Consider the following 16,748-nt stretch of genomic DNA (forward strand, 5'->3'; position numbering starts at 1 on the left):
TCCACTTGGATGAAAACTAAAAATTAGGTATAAAAAAAGCCTCTCATGTGAGAGGCTTTTTTAAACAATCAATTAACGATTATTTTCGTCATCTTGAGTGTCTTCAAATTTTGATTCGCCATCAAAACCAGTCGATTGACCGCCGAAGCCACCTTGACCGCCGAAGCCACCTTGACTGCCAAAGCCACCTTGACCACCGAAACCACCTTGACCACCAAAGCCACCTTGACCACCAAAGCCACCTTGTTGACCACCAAAACCGCCTTGTTGACCACCAAAACCGCCTTGTTGACCGCCAAAGCCGCCTTGTTGACCGCCAAAGCCGCCTTGTTGACCGCCAAAGCTACCTTGTTGACCAGCACCAGCAGGTGCACCAGCAGGACGTGGGTTACGTGCAGGAACAACTGTAGAAATTGCATGCTTGTAAACCATTTGGCTTACTGTATTTTTTAATAAAACAACATATTGGTCGAAAGATTCAATATGACCTTGTAACTTAATACCGTTTACAAGGAAGATAGAGACAGGAATACGTTCTTTACGGAGAGAATTTAAGAACGGATCTTGCAAAGTTTGACCTTTAGACATGTTATAACTCCAAAAAAATTTAAAAATCAGCGCAAAAAACTATCTTTATTTTTCAATTAAAAATTATAAAAAAGATAGTAGCTAAATTTTGCTTTATCCGTAGCAGTTTCGCAAGTCTTCTTGTGCCTGCGTGATAGTAGAATACGTTGTAAATTTATGTGCCTCTTGCAAAGATCTTAACCAAGTGTATTGACGTTTGGCAAGTTGTCGTGTCGCAAAAAGTGCTTTATCCTCCATTTCACGTTGTTTTTCGACAGTTTTATCTCCTTTTTGTAAAAATTCGAGTGCTTGTCGATACCCAACTGAGCGCATAGAGGGTAAATTTTCGTCTAAATCGTATTTTTTCATAAGTGCTTCCACTTCATTCAAAAATCCGATGTCCCACATAATTTTCAAGCGTTGTGCAATTCTTTGGTGCAATTCGGCACGGTCTGGCATCAAAGCATAATTATGAAAATTATAGCGATAAGGCACGTTTTTAGGTTGTTCAGCTTGAAGTTTAGTAATAGGCTGCCCTGTCAATTTGTAAACTTCTAAAGCGCGAATAATCCGTTGTTTATCACTCACTTTAAATTTTTCGCCCGCCAGTGGATCCATACTGCATAATTCAGCATAGACCGCAGACCAACCCTCACTCTCACCTTTTGCTTCTATTTCAGCACGAACAGCATAGTCTGCGCTCGGTAAATTGCTTGAAAGACCTTCTAAAAGTGCCTTGAAATAGAGCATAGTCCCACCCACCAAAATCGGAGTTTTACCTCGCGCATGCATGTCATCAATTAAACCACATGCATCTTCAACAAAGTTTGCAGCCGAATAGACTTCTAATGGGCTAATAATATCGATAAGGTGATGTGGATATTGCAGCAACTCTTCTTTAGTCGGCTTTGCTGTACCAATATCCATATCCTTAAAAACCAATGCTGAATCTACAGATATCAGTTCAAAATTTCCTTGCTCATAGAGCTGACATGCCAAAGCAGTTTTACCACTTGCAGTTGGCCCCATTAAATTGATGACCGGCAATTGAGTTGACATGTAAAACTACTCTCCTCGAGCAAAAAGCTTATCTAGTTGAGCCAATGGAAACGCACGCCAAGTTGGGCGACCATGGTTACATTGGCTGGCAAATTCAGTTTGTTCCATTTGACGAAGCAAAGCATTCATTTCAGAAAGACCCAAAATGCGATGGGCGCGAACAGCACCATGACAGGCCATACCCGCTAGAATTTGATCACGCTTTTGCAGTAAGCCCTGCGCTTCATCATTTGGATCTAAATCGTTCAGTAATTCAGGTACCAGCGCCTCAAAATTGGCTTTATGTAAAATCGCAGGCACACCACGAACAATGACCTGCTCATCGCCATATTGATCAATTTCAAGACCTAAACGCGCCAATTGATCTTTGAGCTCTTCCACTCGTATCGCTTGCATTCGCGTGATATTAATCACTTTGGGAATAAGTAACTGCTGAGAAGTCCAAAACTCTGGTTTATCCCACGCTGACTTCATTTGCTGTAGCAAAATACGCTCATGCGCTGCATGCATATCAACAATAATCAGCCCTTCTGTATTTTGAGCCAGCACATAAATACCATGCAATTGTGCAATGGCAATTCCCAACGGATGCTCATCGACTTTAGTGCTTTGCACTGTAAAATCAGCCAAAGACTGAGCTTGATCAACAGCAGATGAAGCATCACGCAGAGGTGCTAAATAGCTTTGCAAGGCATTATTGAGCTGTTGTGAGCCCTGATAGCGTGAAGGTTGCGCCGAATAATGGACACCTTGTGGTTGACTTGAACTAAAGTCAGTGAGCACATCCGATGGGGCTTGCTCACCAGTTTGTGCAGACTCAACACGACGATGCAACTGCAAAGGCTCTTGATAACGAGGCTGCACAGACATCGAAGCTTGATTCTCTGCAATCTTCATTGCATCAGATAAATCTGCGGTTGCCGTTTGAAACTGCGATAAAGTCTCTTTGGCATAGTGACGTACAAATTCATGTACTTCACGTTGATTCAAAAAGCGAATTTCATGTTTGGTCGGATGTACATTGACATCAATATTTTCAGGGTCTACTTCCAGAAAAAGCAAATAACCCGCATGCTGATGTCCATGCAAAATACCATCATAAGCCATACGCAGCGCATGAGAGATGGTTTTATCTTTAACAATTCGACCATTCACATAAACATACTGTAAGTCAGCCTGAGCCCGCGCATCCGAGGGATGTCCCAACCAACCTGTTAAACGCATGTTGATGCTATCTGCATCCATCCAATAAGCATTTTCAGTAAATGCACGCCCTAGCAACTGCTGTACGCGCTGAAAACGTAGCTCACCACTATCTGCAATCGGCAAATTCAATTTGATGCTTTGATTATGTTCAAGCACAAAACGAATATCGAAATGCGTCAGCGCTAAACGTCGGACGATTTCCTCAATATGACCAAACTCTGTGCCAGGTTTTTTGAGGAATTTTCGACGTGCAGGCACATTAAAAAATAAATCTTGTACCCGAATATGCGTACCTTTAGGCGCAGCTACAGCCTGAATCTCTTGACGATCAAATGCAGTTCCATTGACTTCAACTTGATAGCCAATTCCATCATCCACCTGACTACTGGTCAAGGTTAAACGCGAAACCGCTGCAATAGAAGCCAAAGCCTCTCCACGAAAGCCTAAACTGACAATTGCATGTAAATCTTCAGCGGTTTGGATTTTACTGGTCGCATGTCGCATCACCGCCAAAGGGAGATCTTCAGCGTGAATCCCTCGACCATTGTCCATGATTTCAATTAAAGTACTGCCGCCTTGCTCTACCCGAATAATCAGCTCTGTCGCACCTGCATCAATCGAGTTTTCAAGTAACTCTTTGACCACAGACGCTGGACGCTCAATGACTTCACCTGCTGCAATTTGGTTGGCTAAAGCAGGATTCAAAGTATGAATACGGCGTATCTTTAAATCATCATGCATTGTTTAATTGGCTCTCTAAAGCTTGTAATAATGCTACTGAATGGAAACTTAAGGTAGCAGACCGTGTCAGTTCATCTTCAGATTTTTGAATATCAATAATTATGTCTGCCTGAGGGATTTCATTGCCCCCTTTAGACGGCCATTCAAACAAAAACAATGCATTGGGCGTTTCCAAATAGTCACGAATGCCCATTAGCTCCAGTTCATACGGATCGTTTAAACGATACAAGTCAAAATGAAAAATATCACGCTCTTGAACTTGGTACGGTTCAACCAAGGTATAGGTTGGGCTTTTCACGGAACCTTGATGACCTAAATACTGTAAATAATGGCGTGTTAGCGTAGTTTTGCCCGCACCCAAATCCCCAATTAAATACACCACACCCGTCGTAAAATGCTGTGCCAAAATTTGTGCTAAATTTTGGGTATCTTGTTCATTATTGAGCGTTAAATTAAATGAATACTGCATAATACTCACGACAAGTGACAAAAGAACAATTATGATAGCACTGGACTCACAAAATGCCCAAGCCACAAGCTTGAAATCTCGTATTTAACTGCACCAACCGATTAGATATTGCCTGCACATCATGTTCACCATAAAACCTGCTGAATTTTGCCCTCCCATGCTCAATGGCGTGAGCGCAAGTAAAGTGTTTCTGCCTAAATTAAAGCCAGCACCACACACCGTATTGGCTTATTTATCTGACCAATTTCCGCATATTGAAGCAACTGAGTGGCAGCAACGTTTTCATGATGGTTTGGTCTATGACGCTGTAGGTAATGTACTCCATACAGATTCGGCATATCTTGAAAATCAGCATGTGTTTTATTACCGCTTTTTAGCGCACGAAATTGAAGTGCCATCTCAGCATGAGATTTTATTTGAAAATGATCATTTCTTAGTGGTGGATAAGCCGCACTTTTTGACCATCAGTCCAACGGGGCAATATGTTCAACAAACCCTATTGGTGCGCCTGAAAAAACAAACAGGCATTGAGCATTTAACGCCCATCCACCGCCTTGACCGTGAAACCGCTGGCTTAGTGATGTTTTCCAAATGCATTCACAGTCGAGGGATGTATCAGCAAATGTTTGCAGAGCGACAGGTTCAAAAAACCTATCATGCGATTGCACCTTTTAACCGCGAACTCAAATTTCCACGCATAGTAAAACTACATATGCAAAAAGGTGAACCGTTCTACACCATGCAAGTCCTAGACGAAGCACCGAACAGTGAAACTGAGATCTTGCTTTTAGAACATGATGAAACATGGGCAAAATATGAGCTTAAACCCGAGACAGGGAAGCAACATCAACTCCGTGTACACCTCAACTTCTTAGGTCTTCCGATTAAAAATGATCCGTTCTATCCTAAAGTTGTACATAAAGCCGACTATGATTTTAGTCAGCCTTTACAGCTATTAGCTAAGCATCTTTCATTTAAAGATCCAGTAACTCAACAGCTTATGCAGTTTAGCTCCAATTCTGAATTGACATTGTAATCTGCTTGTCATTACAAAATAATTTAAAATTCCATTGTATGAATATTGAAATTACAATGGAATTGATTAAAATAACTTCTACCCTTAAGTCGTTCAAATTATTTAAAAAATCATGAGAAAAACAGAAGTCTATCAAATTCGACTCGATTCCCAAGAAAAGAAACAAGCTTTTGCAGTGTTTAAACAACTGGGAATTACGCCTGCGCAAGCCGTTCGTTTGTTCTTCAGACAAGTGGTTTTAACCAAATCCATCCCATTCTCAATTGAAAACCAGAACATCAATCTTGAACAGCTGATTAAGCTACGTAAGCTCAAGCAAGAACAAAAAGCGGTTGATCACATCACCAGCGCAGACTCAACTGCAACCAATGATTTATTTGCAGACGATGAACATAGTGATCTTTTTGAAGAATTAGCGGCAATCTTGGGAGAAAGTGACAAAACTTAACAGTGTTGCATTTCTAAACAAATTTTAGAAATATCCCTTTCAAAACTTAGGTATGCTTCATGTAAATATTATAAATACAGCATGGAGTAATACATGATCGTTAGACGTGCCACTTTAGAAGACTTAGAAAAACTTGCTGTATTATTTGATGAATATCGCCAATTTTATGGTGCATCTTCCAACTTAGCGCTTTCCCAAAAGTTCCTTAAACTTCGCCTTGAAAACGAACAAAGCGTCATCTTCATTCATGTCAAAGACGATGTGATTACAGGTTTTGTGCTGCTGTATTTAGGCTTTTCTTCTGTGGCCTGTGCAACTTATTATATTTTAGATGATGTTTATGTTTCTCCACCGCATCGTCGCCATGGCTCAGCAAAACAATTGATTGATACCGCGATTTTGTTTGCGCGACACGAAAAAGCCATTCGTATTACGCTTGAAACGCAAAAAAATAATTATCAATCCCACAGCTTATATGAAGCAATGGGCTTTGTAGCGGATAATGAATTTAAGACCTATCATTGCTTTCTATAGCATTCAGCGTCTAAAGACCTTCACTCTCAAGATCATTGCGTGTCTTGGCTAAAGCCACTTGTTCTGCATTTAAATAGATCCAATGCCCTTCGACTAAATCTGGTATCCCCGTTAAGTCGAGCGCTCCAATTTGCTGACGATGCAAGCTCTCAACTTTATTTCCCACTGCCGCAAGCATACGTTTCACTTGATGATATACCCCTTGATGCACGGTCATTTGCAGTTCGCATTCAGCTAAGCGTTTTACATCCGTTGCAGCAAAGCTCCCTTTTTCATTTCGCAGCTCCACCCCTTGCTCCAACTGTTGGACCTGTTCATCTGTAACAGGGTCGGCAGTTTTCATCCGATACACTTTTGCCACATGCTTTTTAGGATGTGTCAATGCTTGTAAAAACTGACCATCGTCGGTGAGTAACAATAAACCTGTGGTGTCTTGATCTAGACGACCTACACACTGAATGCCACGATTCAAGAGCACATCGTCAAACAAATCAAAAACACTAAAATGATGTGTCGCCTGATGTGAGCATTCATAGCCTTGAGGTTTATTTAAGGCGATATAGACTTTTTCGCGGTATTCAAAGCTCTTGCCATGTACCTTGTAGTTCAAAGCATCCAATTTGAGTTTATATTTAGGGTCAGTAATGATCTGCCCATCAATTTCAATGGCTGCATTTTTAATCAACTGTTGGCAATGCTTTCGCGAACCAAATCCTTGCGACTGCAACATTTTTTCCAACAGCATCAGCACACCACATTTTTAAATAAAGGCTCATTTTATACTGAAATACAGGAACATCAATCAAAGTACTTGGATCATTCGGCAAAGTGGCTAAAAAAACGTTACAATGCACATGTTTTTTTGACCAGTCTCTCCCCTATGCCGAACTTAGATTTGAATCTGATCGTCCTCTTGATCCTGCTGGCTTGTGGTATTTTCAGTCACAACTCTGCGGTAACCATTGCTGCTGCAGTACTCATTATTTTGCGGATGACACCACTGAGTGAATACTTCCCACTCATCCAACAACATGGATTAAATATCGGGATCATCATTTTAACCATTGCAGTTTTAGTGCCGATTGCAAGTGGTAGAATTAGTGGTGAAAGTATTTTTAAATCTTTTTTAAGTGTCAAATCATTACTTGCCATCGCCATTGGTGTTTTGGTTGCATGGCTAGGCGGGCGCGGCGTAAAACTGATGTCAAACCAACCCGATGTTGTTGCAGGCTTACTAGTCGGAACCGTTGCAGGAGTGGCTTTACTACGTGGCGTTCCAGTCGGCCCACTCATTGCGGCTGGGTTACTTACCCTAATCATTGGTACAGGACAGCCCTAGCCTAGCGAATACAAAAAAAATCCAAATTCTCAAGCTAGGCTGGATTGATCTGTATTTGCTGCCTTTAAATTTGACTTCTTTTTATAGAAAGTCCACTCAATATAGCGCTATGAATAAATATTCATCGTGTAGAACCTTCAGAGTTCATATGAATATACGCTTGCTTAGTTCACTTATAACTTTTTTGAACAACCAAATTTTAATGTGATAAAGAACGTATAATACTTTTCATTTTCTCGTCTATTTATGTCCTCTCAAGAAAATAGCATCCCACCAACGAGTCACTTATCTGTCATTATTTTGGCATTAGCACTCGGTGGTTTTTGTATTGGTACGACTGAATTCGTTGCGATGGGACTCATCCAAGAGATCTCACAAAGTTTCAATCTCAGCATTCCTGTCACAGGGCATTTTATTAGTGCCTATGCTTTAGGTGTGACTATTGGCGCACCTGTGATTGCCATTTTGGCCGCAAAGGTTCCGCGTAAAACGCTCTTAATTGGCCTCATGCTGTTTTATGGTATCGCCAATGCCAGTACAGCACTCGCAAACAGCTATGAGTCTATGTTGGTCTCACGTTTTATTGCAGGTTTCCCTCACGGCGCTTACTTTGGTATTGCCGCTTTGGTGGTTGCAGAGTTTGCTGGAAAACAAAAGCGTGCTTCGGCAGTCGCCATGCTCATGATGGGGCTGAATGTCGCGACCGTGATTGGTGTGCCTTTTGCGACATGGCTGGGTCAGCTGTATGGTTGGCGGGCAGGTTTTGAGTTTTCTGCATCTATCGCATTTTTGACTGTGGTCGCAATTTGTTTTGGCCTACCCAAAATGCAACTGGATCACACAGCCAGCATTCAAAATGAGCTGCGTGGACTTAAAAATACACAAATGTGGCTCACGCTTGCTGTCGGTGCAATTGGATTTGGTGGGCTGTTTTCTGTCTATAGTTATGTATCACCTATTTTGACTGAATATACCCATGCTAGCATTCAAGTCATTCCGTTTGCACTGGCATGTATTGGGCTCGGGTTGGTCGTCGGCGGTGTTGTCGCAGGACACTTTGCCGATAAAAACTTAAACAAGGCGATTATTTGGGTCTTAGTTTCCAATGCCTGCTCTTATGTACTTTGTGCCCTGTCTATGGATCACCTTGCCACTGCTTTTATTGCACTCTTCTTGGTTAGCTTCAGTATTGCAGGCTTGGGGCCTTTACTACAAACCCGCTTAATGGATGTCGCTGGTAATGCACAAGGCTTAGCAGCTTCGCTGAATCATTCTGCATTTAATATTGCCAATGCTTTTGGTGCTTTTCTGGGCGGCTGGTTAATTAGCCAAGGTTTAGGTTGGCTAGCTCCAATCTGGGTCGGAGTTTTACTAAGTTTAGGTGGGCTGATTATTTTATTGTTGGCTTTTCAGCATGAGAAAAAGTTGATATCCGCATGTAAAAGCGATTCAAATCAGACTTGTTAACCCCCAATAAATGACTTTATCTAAAACAATAAGCGTGCGTAAGAACTCAATCGTATTGTTATGCACGCTTTTACAATCCATCATTCAGATTAATGTCAGATCATTAAAAATCTTAATGGCATTTTTTTTAAACTCTAAATTTTATTCGATACGCGATAACGTCATCCGCAAGCTGCGGTAAGAATAAAAGCAAAGCTTTTATTTGCAGCCCAAGGCGATGTAATCGCCTTTAATATGGACTGTTTGTTCAAATGACCAATGTGTTTCTTTTGGCGAAAAAAAGAACTCCAAAATTGAACTTAAAAACGGTGAGACTCCGCAGTTAAGAAGTTCAATACGAAACTCCTTAACTGACTGGCATAATCATTCAGGTAGCTTTTTCCCGCAGTGTGGACAATAGGCATATTGCTCACGCTCTTGCCTTAAAGATTCTTCTTTTTGTTCACGAATGAGCTGTAAAATAATATCGTGTGTTTGCTCTTTGGTCAGCCCAACTTCTTTACGAACTTCTTCAATTTTTTCTGTCTCCAAGACAAAATCAATATCGCTATTTTGGATTAGTTCTCGAAATCTGAGTTCAAGTTTTTCTTTACGCTGCTCAAGTTCATTGGCCAAACCATTCGCCAAAATACCCGCAGGTAATGCCGCTAAACCTACACCTAAGATAGTAATAATCGCACCAAGAAAGCGTCCTAACGGCGTAATAGGTGTCACATCGCCATAACCGACGGTGGTCAATGTAACCACGGCCCACCACATTGAAGCAGGAATGGAACTGAAAACTTCAGGTTGTGCCTGACTTTCAATCAAATACACCCCTGCAGCCGCCATAATGATCATAATCATTAAGATGAAAATAACCGCTTGAAATGAGCCTTTTTCACGCTCAATGACACGTAATAAAATTTGTAGAGAGACAAAGTAGCGGGTGAGCTTGAGAAGTCGGAGCAAACGAACAATTCTTAAGAATCGTAAGTCGAACTGAACAAAGAAGTTTAAATAGGCAGGTAGAATAGCCAAAAGGTCGATAATCGCCCCACCACTTTTGACCCAATTTAGACGGTTTTTCCAATCCGACTCAAAACTATTAGATTCAGCAATTGACCAAAAACGTAAAAGATATTCGACGCTAAAAACGATAATAGAAAAGATTTCAAAATAATAGAAAAAGTCTTGATACAACACATAGTACTTTTGCACCGACTCCAGCAAGACCGCAGCAGCATTACTCATAATCAGTGCAATGAGAAAATAGTTTAACCCTCGACTTAAGGGCGTCTCATAATCCTCATTATGCAAATTGTTATAAACAAATTTGCGAAGCGTGTACCAAGCTGTCAATTTCATTACGATTCTAAGTTATTCTTATCCCTTAAAATTCAGTTTAACTGAAGTTCTGGGCAAAGTAAGTAAGAAATTTCTGCACGAAATGTCCTAGTTTTAAGATGTTATTCAATATATAACAGCGCTAAACGAACTTGGTCATAGCCCATACGTGGATTTGTCAGTTCCACAATAGGACGAAGCTTAATCGCACCATCTTCGCTAAAGTGTTCTGTTTGCTGACGCTTCATTAAGCGTTTATAAATTTTCCGCACTTGCTCAACTACTTCTTCTCCAGGATGTGCCACGGAAATATCCAAGCCTTGCTCTTTATGCAACTTTGCCAAATGGTTGATAATAGTTGCAGCCGTCAAACCGCGCTCTTGTGCGATATCTGCAATTTCATAACCACCTTCAAACAATTCACGTGTTTCATCAAGTGTTGCAGAAGCATAGTTGGCTTTACCTGCATTACGGGCAATTTTCTTTTCATTCCGCTCAATCTCAATTTCATTGAGCGTTCCGCCACAGTGACGGATAAATGCCTTGTGCTGCGGGTCAAGATCAACGGCCTCAAAATGTGTTTCGGCTTCATCGGAGAGTTCTTGGAAGCGGCGGTCTGCCTTAATGGCAAGACTATCTAACTCCAAAGCTTGTTCATTAAAACCCAGTAGCCTTAAACCATCCAAAGTCTTTAAGCGCGACAAAGCCACATAGCCCTGTCCTTTTTCAAAAGTATGGCTGAGGTTAATTTCCGCTGCCGCTAAAGTCATCCCTTGCGACTTATGAATGGTAATGGCCCATGCCAAACGCAATGGAATTTGCTGAAAACTGGCAATGGTTTTGCCTGCATCATTGTCCACTGACCAAGTTTCAGGCTCAACCACCAGTACCGTACCATCAGTCAGTTTGACCTTCGGCAAGATCCCAAAGTCATCATCTTCTTCAAAGCCCACTACTTCGCCTAAGCTACCGTTGATATAGCCCACATCGAAGTTGTTCTTTACAAACATCACTTTGGCATTTTTCTTGAGGGTTAGGTTTTCAGGTGCTCGCACAGAAGACTTTAACGTTTCAATAAGCTTGTCATTGCCATCACACACCGCTTCAAACTGTCGACCTTCATTTTCAATTTCATTCAAATGTTTGAAATTGATGGTGTCCACGTCCATATTATGCGTATATAAACGTGTAAAGATTTCCCCAATATCTTGCTGACGTGTAGCTTGTAAAGCCTGCAAGTGCTGAGCGTTAATACTCTGACTGCGGATGGCATTTAAAATATCATTGAGGTAATCATTGCCCTGACGGTGCTGCTCAGTCAAATAACACACACGAAACTTGGCTTCGACCCAAGCATCAGACATAAAACAGAATTTATCGCGGTTGCGCTCTTCATTTTTACCAACTGGCGGTAACTGGAAGAAGTCACCCGCAACAATCACTTGAATCCCGCCAAATGGCTCTTCACTTTCCTTAAAGAACTTAAGGACTTTATTGACCAAATTGAGTTGCTTGGCATGTAGCATCGAAATTTCATCAATGATTAAGACTTGGGCATTTTCTAAATGCTCTTTTAAGTATTTACGTTCTTTCATGCGTTTGAGTTCATCTTCCCCCAACGCATCTTTAATTCCAATGCCAGCCCAAGTATGAATGGTCATCCCATTCATATGCGTCGCGGCAATACCTGTGGAAGCAGTAATCGCCACAGGCACTTTACGGGCTTTTAAATAGTTAATGTATTGGTTCAGCGTATAGGTTTTTCCTGCACCAGCGGAACCGGTTAAAAAGACATTTTCGCCCGCTTTTAAGAGTTTGAGTGCAGTTTCTTGCTTCATAAGACCTATACCATTGATGAACGGCTATAGCCTACCGAGTTTTTGCTAAAAAGTTAAGCAGATCTCGTCATACAGTAAATGATGTGCGACAAATTAGGTCCATTGTTGTTTAATTTTTAAGAGCTTGGTTATTGGGTTTGATTCAGCATGGCAATAAATTGTTCAGCGACGACAACATCATCAGGTAGCGCTTTTTGGTTATTTGGATATTCAAGCTGATCAAATAACAGCTGCCCTGCAATATAATGACAACCGAGCGTCAAGTGCCGCTGTGCGTCGGTATGACTCATATGAAATGCAGCATATTCACGAACGATAATTCGCTCAGCAAAACTGGCTGCTAAACAATGTTGAAAGCGACGTGATTCAGCAATGATGCGATCAATATCTTTGAGCTCCTCAAGCACCCAACTCTCAATAAAATAATAAGCTTCATGACTAATTGGTTGCCATGAGACATAACCAAGCTTTCGTTTCAGTTCCGCAAGCAGCTCTTGGCTATGCAATTGATCATGCCACTGCACAGCCTGATGAAATAGGCTCTTCCACGTGACATTTTTTAAAATCTCCTTTTGCGTCTCGAAATGTTCAGGCAAATAATCGCGCACATATGCATCAAACACCGAAACTCGTAAAGGGGGATGATTTAAATAAAACAACTGTCTAAAGCTTTCAATATACAGTTTATGTTGCTTTAACTGAAGATAAAAATCACGGTGTTGTTGCTTATCTTCGCTAAAATAAGTCACTAAGTCTTCTGGGAGTTTCTGCGCAATTTTATCTAGATGCTGAATATAGGCCTGCATTACACGACTCAATTTTGTGTAGACCCGTTTCCCCCGTTCGGGCTGTTGTTCGACCACACGGCGCAGCAGTTCGAGCCATTCATCTAAATACAAAATAGATGGGCTGATCGCTATCCGCTGATCATCCATATCTTGGCGTCTATTTTTTAAGACCACATGCTGGTTGGCCTCCAGCTCAAACCAGTGCTGTTGTAAGGCATACTCATAGCAACTTTGTATAAATAAGCGAGCCGCAACATGTTGGAAGTACTTTAAAGTCGTGACAATAATCTCAGGATGATAAGACTGAGTATCGAGATAACTTAAAGCCGTTACGGCAACGCGTATACTACTGTGCTGAATATTTTGACTAACCCAGTCTGTCACCACCGCTTTTTGTTTGAATAACCAATTTACGGTACGGCTTTCATCAAAAATCGGGAGTTTAGCGACCTTCTTTTGCCATGTCTTGGTCTCAGTTTTTAAAAAATGCCGCTTAGACAACAAATCACGCGATGTCCAAAAATCCCGATGCATAAGCCGCACAAAGCCAAGCATATGGGGCTGCTCTTTAGCATGCGGATACAACAAATGAATGTCGTGCGTATGATCCATCAACTCTTGTAAAGAAAACCGTTCAGGAAATGCCGTTTGTATAATGCGATAAACATGTGGTTCTAAGAATTGATTGGCACTGCAACACAGCTCATCATAACTATTCATCAACGACTGTAAGGGTAAAATATCTTCCGCCTGATCTACATCTAAGTTGCATAAGCGCTGCAACTCGGCCAGCAAACTTCGCTCAGAGGTTGGATCATCTGTATTGAATTCAACTTGCTGGCACAGCTGTTGAAAGAGTTCTGATTGCGTTTGCCGTATTTCAGTCAAAATCGTTTGCACGCGACTCGGCCCATCGAACAAAACAAACACCTGCTGAAGAATCAGCTGACGCAACTGTTTAACTTTATTACGCAAATACAAAGAATGTTGTGGGGACTGATCACCCACTAAAAACACAATGTCGTGTAAACAAAACTCTTCGAGTGCTTCCGCATAGTGCCCTTGATAGATAAACTGTGGAACACACAGCTCCGCCTGTTCCGTCGGTATATAAAACTGAATATGAAAACAATGATTTAAAATTTGAATCCGTTGTTTTTTTACGTCGACACTTAAAACATTTTGCACATTGAGTGTGGAAAGAAAAGCGGCCTGCTCGTGATAAAGCTGCTGAATACTCGGAACAACTTGTCTTAACTGTATAGCAAGACTTTGATATTGCTTAAGCTTATCGTTTTTCTCCACGGCTGGCCCTCTTTGAATTTGGCTATTTTCACCACAACTTCAAAACCAATATAAACAAATCCTGAACCACAGGCTATGCCTTTTATCGATAGCCATTTTGTTCGGTGAAGCCATTTTTCCTCATTCCCTTACTCATGGTAGGTATTTGGTAGGTACACAAGTTTTTGGAATCATTCAATACTCTAAAAACGGTAATGAGCACCGATAACAACATAAATAATGGTAGAAGGAATCGCACCATGGCTTTTAAAAATATTGCAGATCAAACGAACGGTTTTTATATCCCTTGTGTTTCACTTTTTGGCCCAGGCTGTGCCAAAGAAATTGGTGGCAAAGCACAAAACCTCGGTGCAAAGAAAGCGCTGATTGTGACCGACGCAGGTTTATTTAAATTTGGCGTAGCCGACACCATTGCAGGATATCTCAAAGATGCAGGTGTTGATAGCCACATCTTCCCAGGTGCAGAACCGAACCCAACTGACATCAATGTCCACAACGGCGTGACTGCGTATAACGAACAAGGTTGTGACTTTATTGTGTCCTTAGGTGGTGGTTCTTCCCATGACTGCGCTAAAGGTATTGGACTCGTGACTGCGGGTGGCGGTCATATTCGTGACTACGAAGGAATTGATAAAAGTACGGTTCCAATGACTCCTCTTATTGCCATCAACACCACGGCAGGTACAGCATCAGAAATGACGCGCTTCTGTATTATTACCAATACAGATACGCACGTAAAAATGGCAATTGTAGACTGGCGCTGCACTCCACTGATTGCAATTGATGACCCTAAACTGATGATTGCAAAACCTGCAAGCTTAACAGCAGCAACAGGTATGGATGCCTTAACCCATGCGGTAGAAGCTTATGTTTCAACAGCGGCAAATCCAATCACCGATGCCTGTGCTGAAAAAGCCATTTCGATGATTAGCGAATGGTTAAGTCCAGCAGTTGCGAACGGCGAAAACTTAGAAGCACGTGATGCCATGAGTTATGCACAATATTTAGCAGGTATGGCATTTAATAATGCATCACTAGGTTATGTCCATGCTATGGCTCACCAACTCGGTGGCTTCTATAACCTACCTCACGGCGTATGTAATGCAGTCCTACTCCCACACGTCTGTGAGTTCAACTTAATTGCCTGCCCTGACCGTTATGCACGTATTGCTGAACTGATGGGAGTTAACATCACAGGTTTAACTGTGACAGAAGCTGGATATGCTGCCATTGACGCGATTCGTGAACTATCTGCATCGATTGGTATTCCATCGAGCTTATCTGAACTGGGTGTGAAAGAGCAAGATTTGGGTGTTATGTCTGAAAATGCGCAAAAAGATGCCTGCATGCTGACGAACCCACGTAAAGCAAACCATGCTCAAGTGGTCGACATCTTCAAAGCTGCACTCAAATCTGGTGCTTCAGTGGTCGATTTTAAAGCAGCGGTATAAGTTCTCTCCTTAACTTTTAGTTTGCTTTGACAATTTAAGTGGAATGAAACAGACGTCCATACTGTTTCATTCAGGTAAGCCTAATCCTTGCTTACCCGTGCACTTAAATTGTCTTTTTTTATTTGTGGTTGACAAAGTTTTGCACTTCATCAAGGATAAGAAAACTCATGACAATAACAACCAGAGCAAATTATGTCAGAAAATCAAACTCATCCTGCGTATACACCTGATGTCCTCGGCGAAGGCTATGAACAATTAAAACTCAGTTTCCCAGACGATTATGAAGGTGCAGTCTGCGCAACCCTCGTGCGCAAAAAAGCCCCGAAAAATACTCAAAAAGCTGTGCTGTATATCCACGGCTTTATTGACTACTTTTTTCAAACCGAAATGGCTGAACAATTTAACCAACATGGTTATGATTTTTATGCGCTGGATTTACGTAAATACGGGCGCTCTTATTTAAGTCATCAAAAATACTACAATGTCCGTGATCTCAGCGAATACGATGCTGAAATTACCCAAGCCTTAGAGATCATTGGCAATGAAGGCCATACTACGGTGCTGCTTGCAGGACACTCTACGGGTGGCTTAATCACGACTTTATACGCTGCACACAATCCTAAGCATCCGCTGATCAAAGCACTTTGGGCCAATAGCCCTTTTTATGATTTTAATATGCATCCCATTAAGCGCAAACTTGGCGTGCCGCAGCTCAGCCGACTCGCAAAGCATTTTCCTGACATCAAGTTTCCAAGTGAACTGAATAAATGGTATGTACCGAGCCTGCATCAAAACGAGCATGGTGAATGGAACTTTGATTTGGAGTGGAAACAACCAAGCTACTCTATGGTTCGCATCAGCTTTGTACGTGCAATTCATGAAGCACAGAAAGAAATTCATCGCGGTGGTTTAAAGCTCTCTGTTCCTGCACTCATTATGCATTCACATCAAACGCTTAACCCGAAGAAATGGGGCCTAGCCGCGCAAACCAGTGATGTGATTTTAGATGTTAAAGACATTGAAAAGCAGGCTAAAAATTTACAAGGTGACGTCAGTGTCGTGACCATTCAAAACGGTTTACACGACTTAGTACTCTCCGCACCTGAAGTTCGTACCGAAGTTTATACTAAGCTGTTCCAATGGCTCGAGCAAAAAATAGTGTAAATATACCTTT

General features: G+C 41.6%; 15 protein-coding genes. 7 read left to right on the forward strand and 8 right to left on the reverse strand.

The window, feature by feature from the left end:
• Window positions 1-72 precede the first annotated feature (72 nt).
• The 4 genes from hfq to tsaE form a co-directional block, all read right to left on the reverse strand.
• Window positions 73-588, reverse strand: coding sequence for an RNA chaperone Hfq (hfq, locus tag AC4CUX_RS17205; RefSeq protein ID WP_058869749.1), 516 nt, complete (start codon window positions 586-588; stop codon window positions 73-75).
• Between the two features lie 93 nt (window positions 589-681).
• On the reverse strand, window positions 682-1,626 hold the full coding sequence (gene miaA / locus AC4CUX_RS17210; RefSeq protein ID WP_201706557.1) for a tRNA (adenosine(37)-N6)-dimethylallyltransferase MiaA: 945 nt from the start codon (window positions 1,624-1,626) through the stop codon (window positions 682-684).
• 6 nt (window positions 1,627-1,632) lie between these two features.
• A complete protein-coding gene (mutL, locus tag AC4CUX_RS17215; RefSeq protein ID WP_005401141.1) occupies window positions 1,633-3,573 on the reverse strand; it encodes a DNA mismatch repair endonuclease MutL in 1,941 nt (646 codons plus the stop codon).
• Window positions 3,566-4,042 carry a tRNA (adenosine(37)-N6)-threonylcarbamoyltransferase complex ATPase subunit type 1 TsaE gene (tsaE, locus tag AC4CUX_RS17220; protein ID WP_010326867.1) on the reverse strand — a complete coding sequence of 159 codons (477 nt, stop codon included), beginning with the start codon at window positions 4,040-4,042 and terminating at the stop codon, window positions 3,566-3,568. Before tsaE ends, mutL begins: the two co-directional genes overlap by 8 nt.
• Before the next feature lie 121 nt (window positions 4,043-4,163).
• On the opposite strand from tsaE, the gene AC4CUX_RS17225 reads away from it, so the two are divergent.
• The 3 genes from AC4CUX_RS17225 to AC4CUX_RS17235 all read left to right on the forward strand — a co-directional run bounded on the left by AC4CUX_RS17225 (window position 4,164) and on the right by AC4CUX_RS17235 (window position 6,060).
• Entirely contained in the window at window positions 4,164-5,078 is a 915-nt protein-coding gene (locus AC4CUX_RS17225; RefSeq protein ID WP_005401139.1) for a pseudouridine synthase, read from the forward strand.
• Window positions 5,079-5,190: 112 nt separating this feature from the next.
• Window positions 5,191-5,526 carry a type II toxin-antitoxin system RelB/DinJ family antitoxin gene (locus tag AC4CUX_RS17230; RefSeq protein ID WP_005401138.1) on the forward strand — a complete coding sequence of 112 codons (336 nt, stop codon included), beginning with the start codon at window positions 5,191-5,193 and terminating at the stop codon, window positions 5,524-5,526.
• A 93-nt stretch (window positions 5,527-5,619) separates the two neighbouring features.
• Window positions 5,620-6,060 (forward strand): GNAT family N-acetyltransferase, encoded by a 441-nt coding sequence (locus AC4CUX_RS17235; protein WP_004696801.1) that lies wholly within the window; start codon window positions 5,620-5,622, stop codon window positions 6,058-6,060.
• A gap of 10 nt (window positions 6,061-6,070) precedes the next feature.
• On the opposite strand, the gene AC4CUX_RS17240 is transcribed toward AC4CUX_RS17235, so the two are convergent.
• Window positions 6,071-6,805: a pseudouridine synthase gene (locus AC4CUX_RS17240; RefSeq protein WP_005401137.1), complete on the reverse strand. Its 735-nt coding sequence runs from the start codon at window positions 6,803-6,805 to the stop codon at window positions 6,071-6,073.
• Between the two features lie 135 nt (window positions 6,806-6,940).
• Here AC4CUX_RS17240 and AC4CUX_RS17245 point away from each other — a divergent pair, with 135 nt between their 5' ends.
• Together AC4CUX_RS17245 and AC4CUX_RS17250 are read left to right on the forward strand one after the other, a co-directional pair.
• A complete protein-coding gene (locus AC4CUX_RS17245; protein ID WP_004696797.1) occupies window positions 6,941-7,399 on the forward strand; it encodes a DUF441 domain-containing protein in 459 nt (152 codons plus the stop codon).
• Between the two features lie 246 nt (window positions 7,400-7,645).
• Window positions 7,646-8,866: an MFS transporter gene (locus AC4CUX_RS17250; protein ID WP_005401136.1), complete on the forward strand. Its 1,221-nt coding sequence runs from the start codon at window positions 7,646-7,648 to the stop codon at window positions 8,864-8,866.
• A gap of 363 nt (window positions 8,867-9,229) precedes the next feature.
• On the opposite strand, the gene AC4CUX_RS17255 is transcribed toward AC4CUX_RS17250, so the two are convergent.
• The 3 genes from AC4CUX_RS17255 to AC4CUX_RS17265 form a co-directional block, all read right to left on the reverse strand.
• On the reverse strand, window positions 9,230-10,213 hold the full coding sequence (locus AC4CUX_RS17255) for an ion transporter (RefSeq protein ID WP_004984887.1): 984 nt from the start codon (window positions 10,211-10,213) through the stop codon (window positions 9,230-9,232).
• A 101-nt stretch (window positions 10,214-10,314) separates the two neighbouring features.
• Window positions 10,315-12,030 (reverse strand): AAA family ATPase, encoded by a 1,716-nt coding sequence (locus AC4CUX_RS17260; RefSeq protein WP_005401135.1) that lies wholly within the window; start codon window positions 12,028-12,030, stop codon window positions 10,315-10,317.
• A gap of 128 nt (window positions 12,031-12,158) precedes the next feature.
• Entirely contained in the window at window positions 12,159-14,123 is a 1,965-nt protein-coding gene (locus AC4CUX_RS17265) for a hypothetical protein (RefSeq protein ID WP_005401134.1), read from the reverse strand.
• A gap of 239 nt (window positions 14,124-14,362) precedes the next feature.
• Here AC4CUX_RS17265 and mdh point away from each other — a divergent pair, with 239 nt between their 5' ends.
• Window positions 14,363-15,574 carry an iron-dependent methanol dehydrogenase gene (gene mdh / locus AC4CUX_RS17270; protein ID WP_004984892.1) on the forward strand — a complete coding sequence of 404 codons (1,212 nt, stop codon included), beginning with the start codon at window positions 14,363-14,365 and terminating at the stop codon, window positions 15,572-15,574.
• 192 nt (window positions 15,575-15,766) lie between these two features.
• Window positions 15,767-16,738: an alpha/beta hydrolase gene (locus AC4CUX_RS17275; RefSeq protein WP_005401133.1), complete on the forward strand. Its 972-nt coding sequence runs from the start codon at window positions 15,767-15,769 to the stop codon at window positions 16,736-16,738.
• Window positions 16,739-16,748 lie beyond the last annotated feature (10 nt).

Source organism: Acinetobacter sp. 231_lipA, from assembly GCF_058243005.1.

What these genes read in the sequence shown, in the direction of transcription:
- hfq (WP_058869749.1), bottom strand. Translation starts at nt 588, where the DNA reads ATGTCTAAAGGTCAAACTTTGCAAGATCCGTTCTTAAATTCTCTCCGT.
- miaA (WP_201706557.1), bottom strand. Translation starts at nt 1,626, where the DNA reads ATGTCAACTCAATTGCCGGTCATCAATTTAATGGGGCCAACTGCAAGT.
- mutL (WP_005401141.1), bottom strand. Translation starts at nt 3,573, where the DNA reads ATGCATGATGATTTAAAGATACGCCGTATTCATACTTTGAATCCTGCT.
- tsaE (WP_010326867.1), bottom strand. Translation starts at nt 4,042, where the DNA reads ATGCAGTATTCATTTAATTTAACGCTCAATAATGAACAAGATACCCAA.
- AC4CUX_RS17225 (WP_005401139.1), top strand. Translation starts at nt 4,164, where the DNA reads ATGTTCACCATAAAACCTGCTGAATTTTGCCCTCCCATGCTCAATGGC.
- AC4CUX_RS17230 (WP_005401138.1), top strand. Translation starts at nt 5,191, where the DNA reads ATGAGAAAAACAGAAGTCTATCAAATTCGACTCGATTCCCAAGAAAAG.
- AC4CUX_RS17235 (WP_004696801.1), top strand. Translation starts at nt 5,620, where the DNA reads ATGATCGTTAGACGTGCCACTTTAGAAGACTTAGAAAAACTTGCTGTA.
- AC4CUX_RS17240 (WP_005401137.1), bottom strand. Translation starts at nt 6,805, where the DNA reads ATGCTGTTGGAAAAAATGTTGCAGTCGCAAGGATTTGGTTCGCGAAAG.
- AC4CUX_RS17245 (WP_004696797.1), top strand. Translation starts at nt 6,941, where the DNA reads ATGCCGAACTTAGATTTGAATCTGATCGTCCTCTTGATCCTGCTGGCT.
- AC4CUX_RS17250 (WP_005401136.1), top strand. Translation starts at nt 7,646, where the DNA reads ATGTCCTCTCAAGAAAATAGCATCCCACCAACGAGTCACTTATCTGTC.
- AC4CUX_RS17255 (WP_004984887.1), bottom strand. Translation starts at nt 10,213, where the DNA reads ATGAAATTGACAGCTTGGTACACGCTTCGCAAATTTGTTTATAACAAT.
- AC4CUX_RS17260 (WP_005401135.1), bottom strand. Translation starts at nt 12,030, where the DNA reads ATGAAGCAAGAAACTGCACTCAAACTCTTAAAAGCGGGCGAAAATGTC.
- mdh (WP_004984892.1), top strand. Translation starts at nt 14,363, where the DNA reads ATGGCTTTTAAAAATATTGCAGATCAAACGAACGGTTTTTATATCCCT.
- AC4CUX_RS17275 (WP_005401133.1), top strand. Translation starts at nt 15,767, where the DNA reads ATGTCAGAAAATCAAACTCATCCTGCGTATACACCTGATGTCCTCGGC.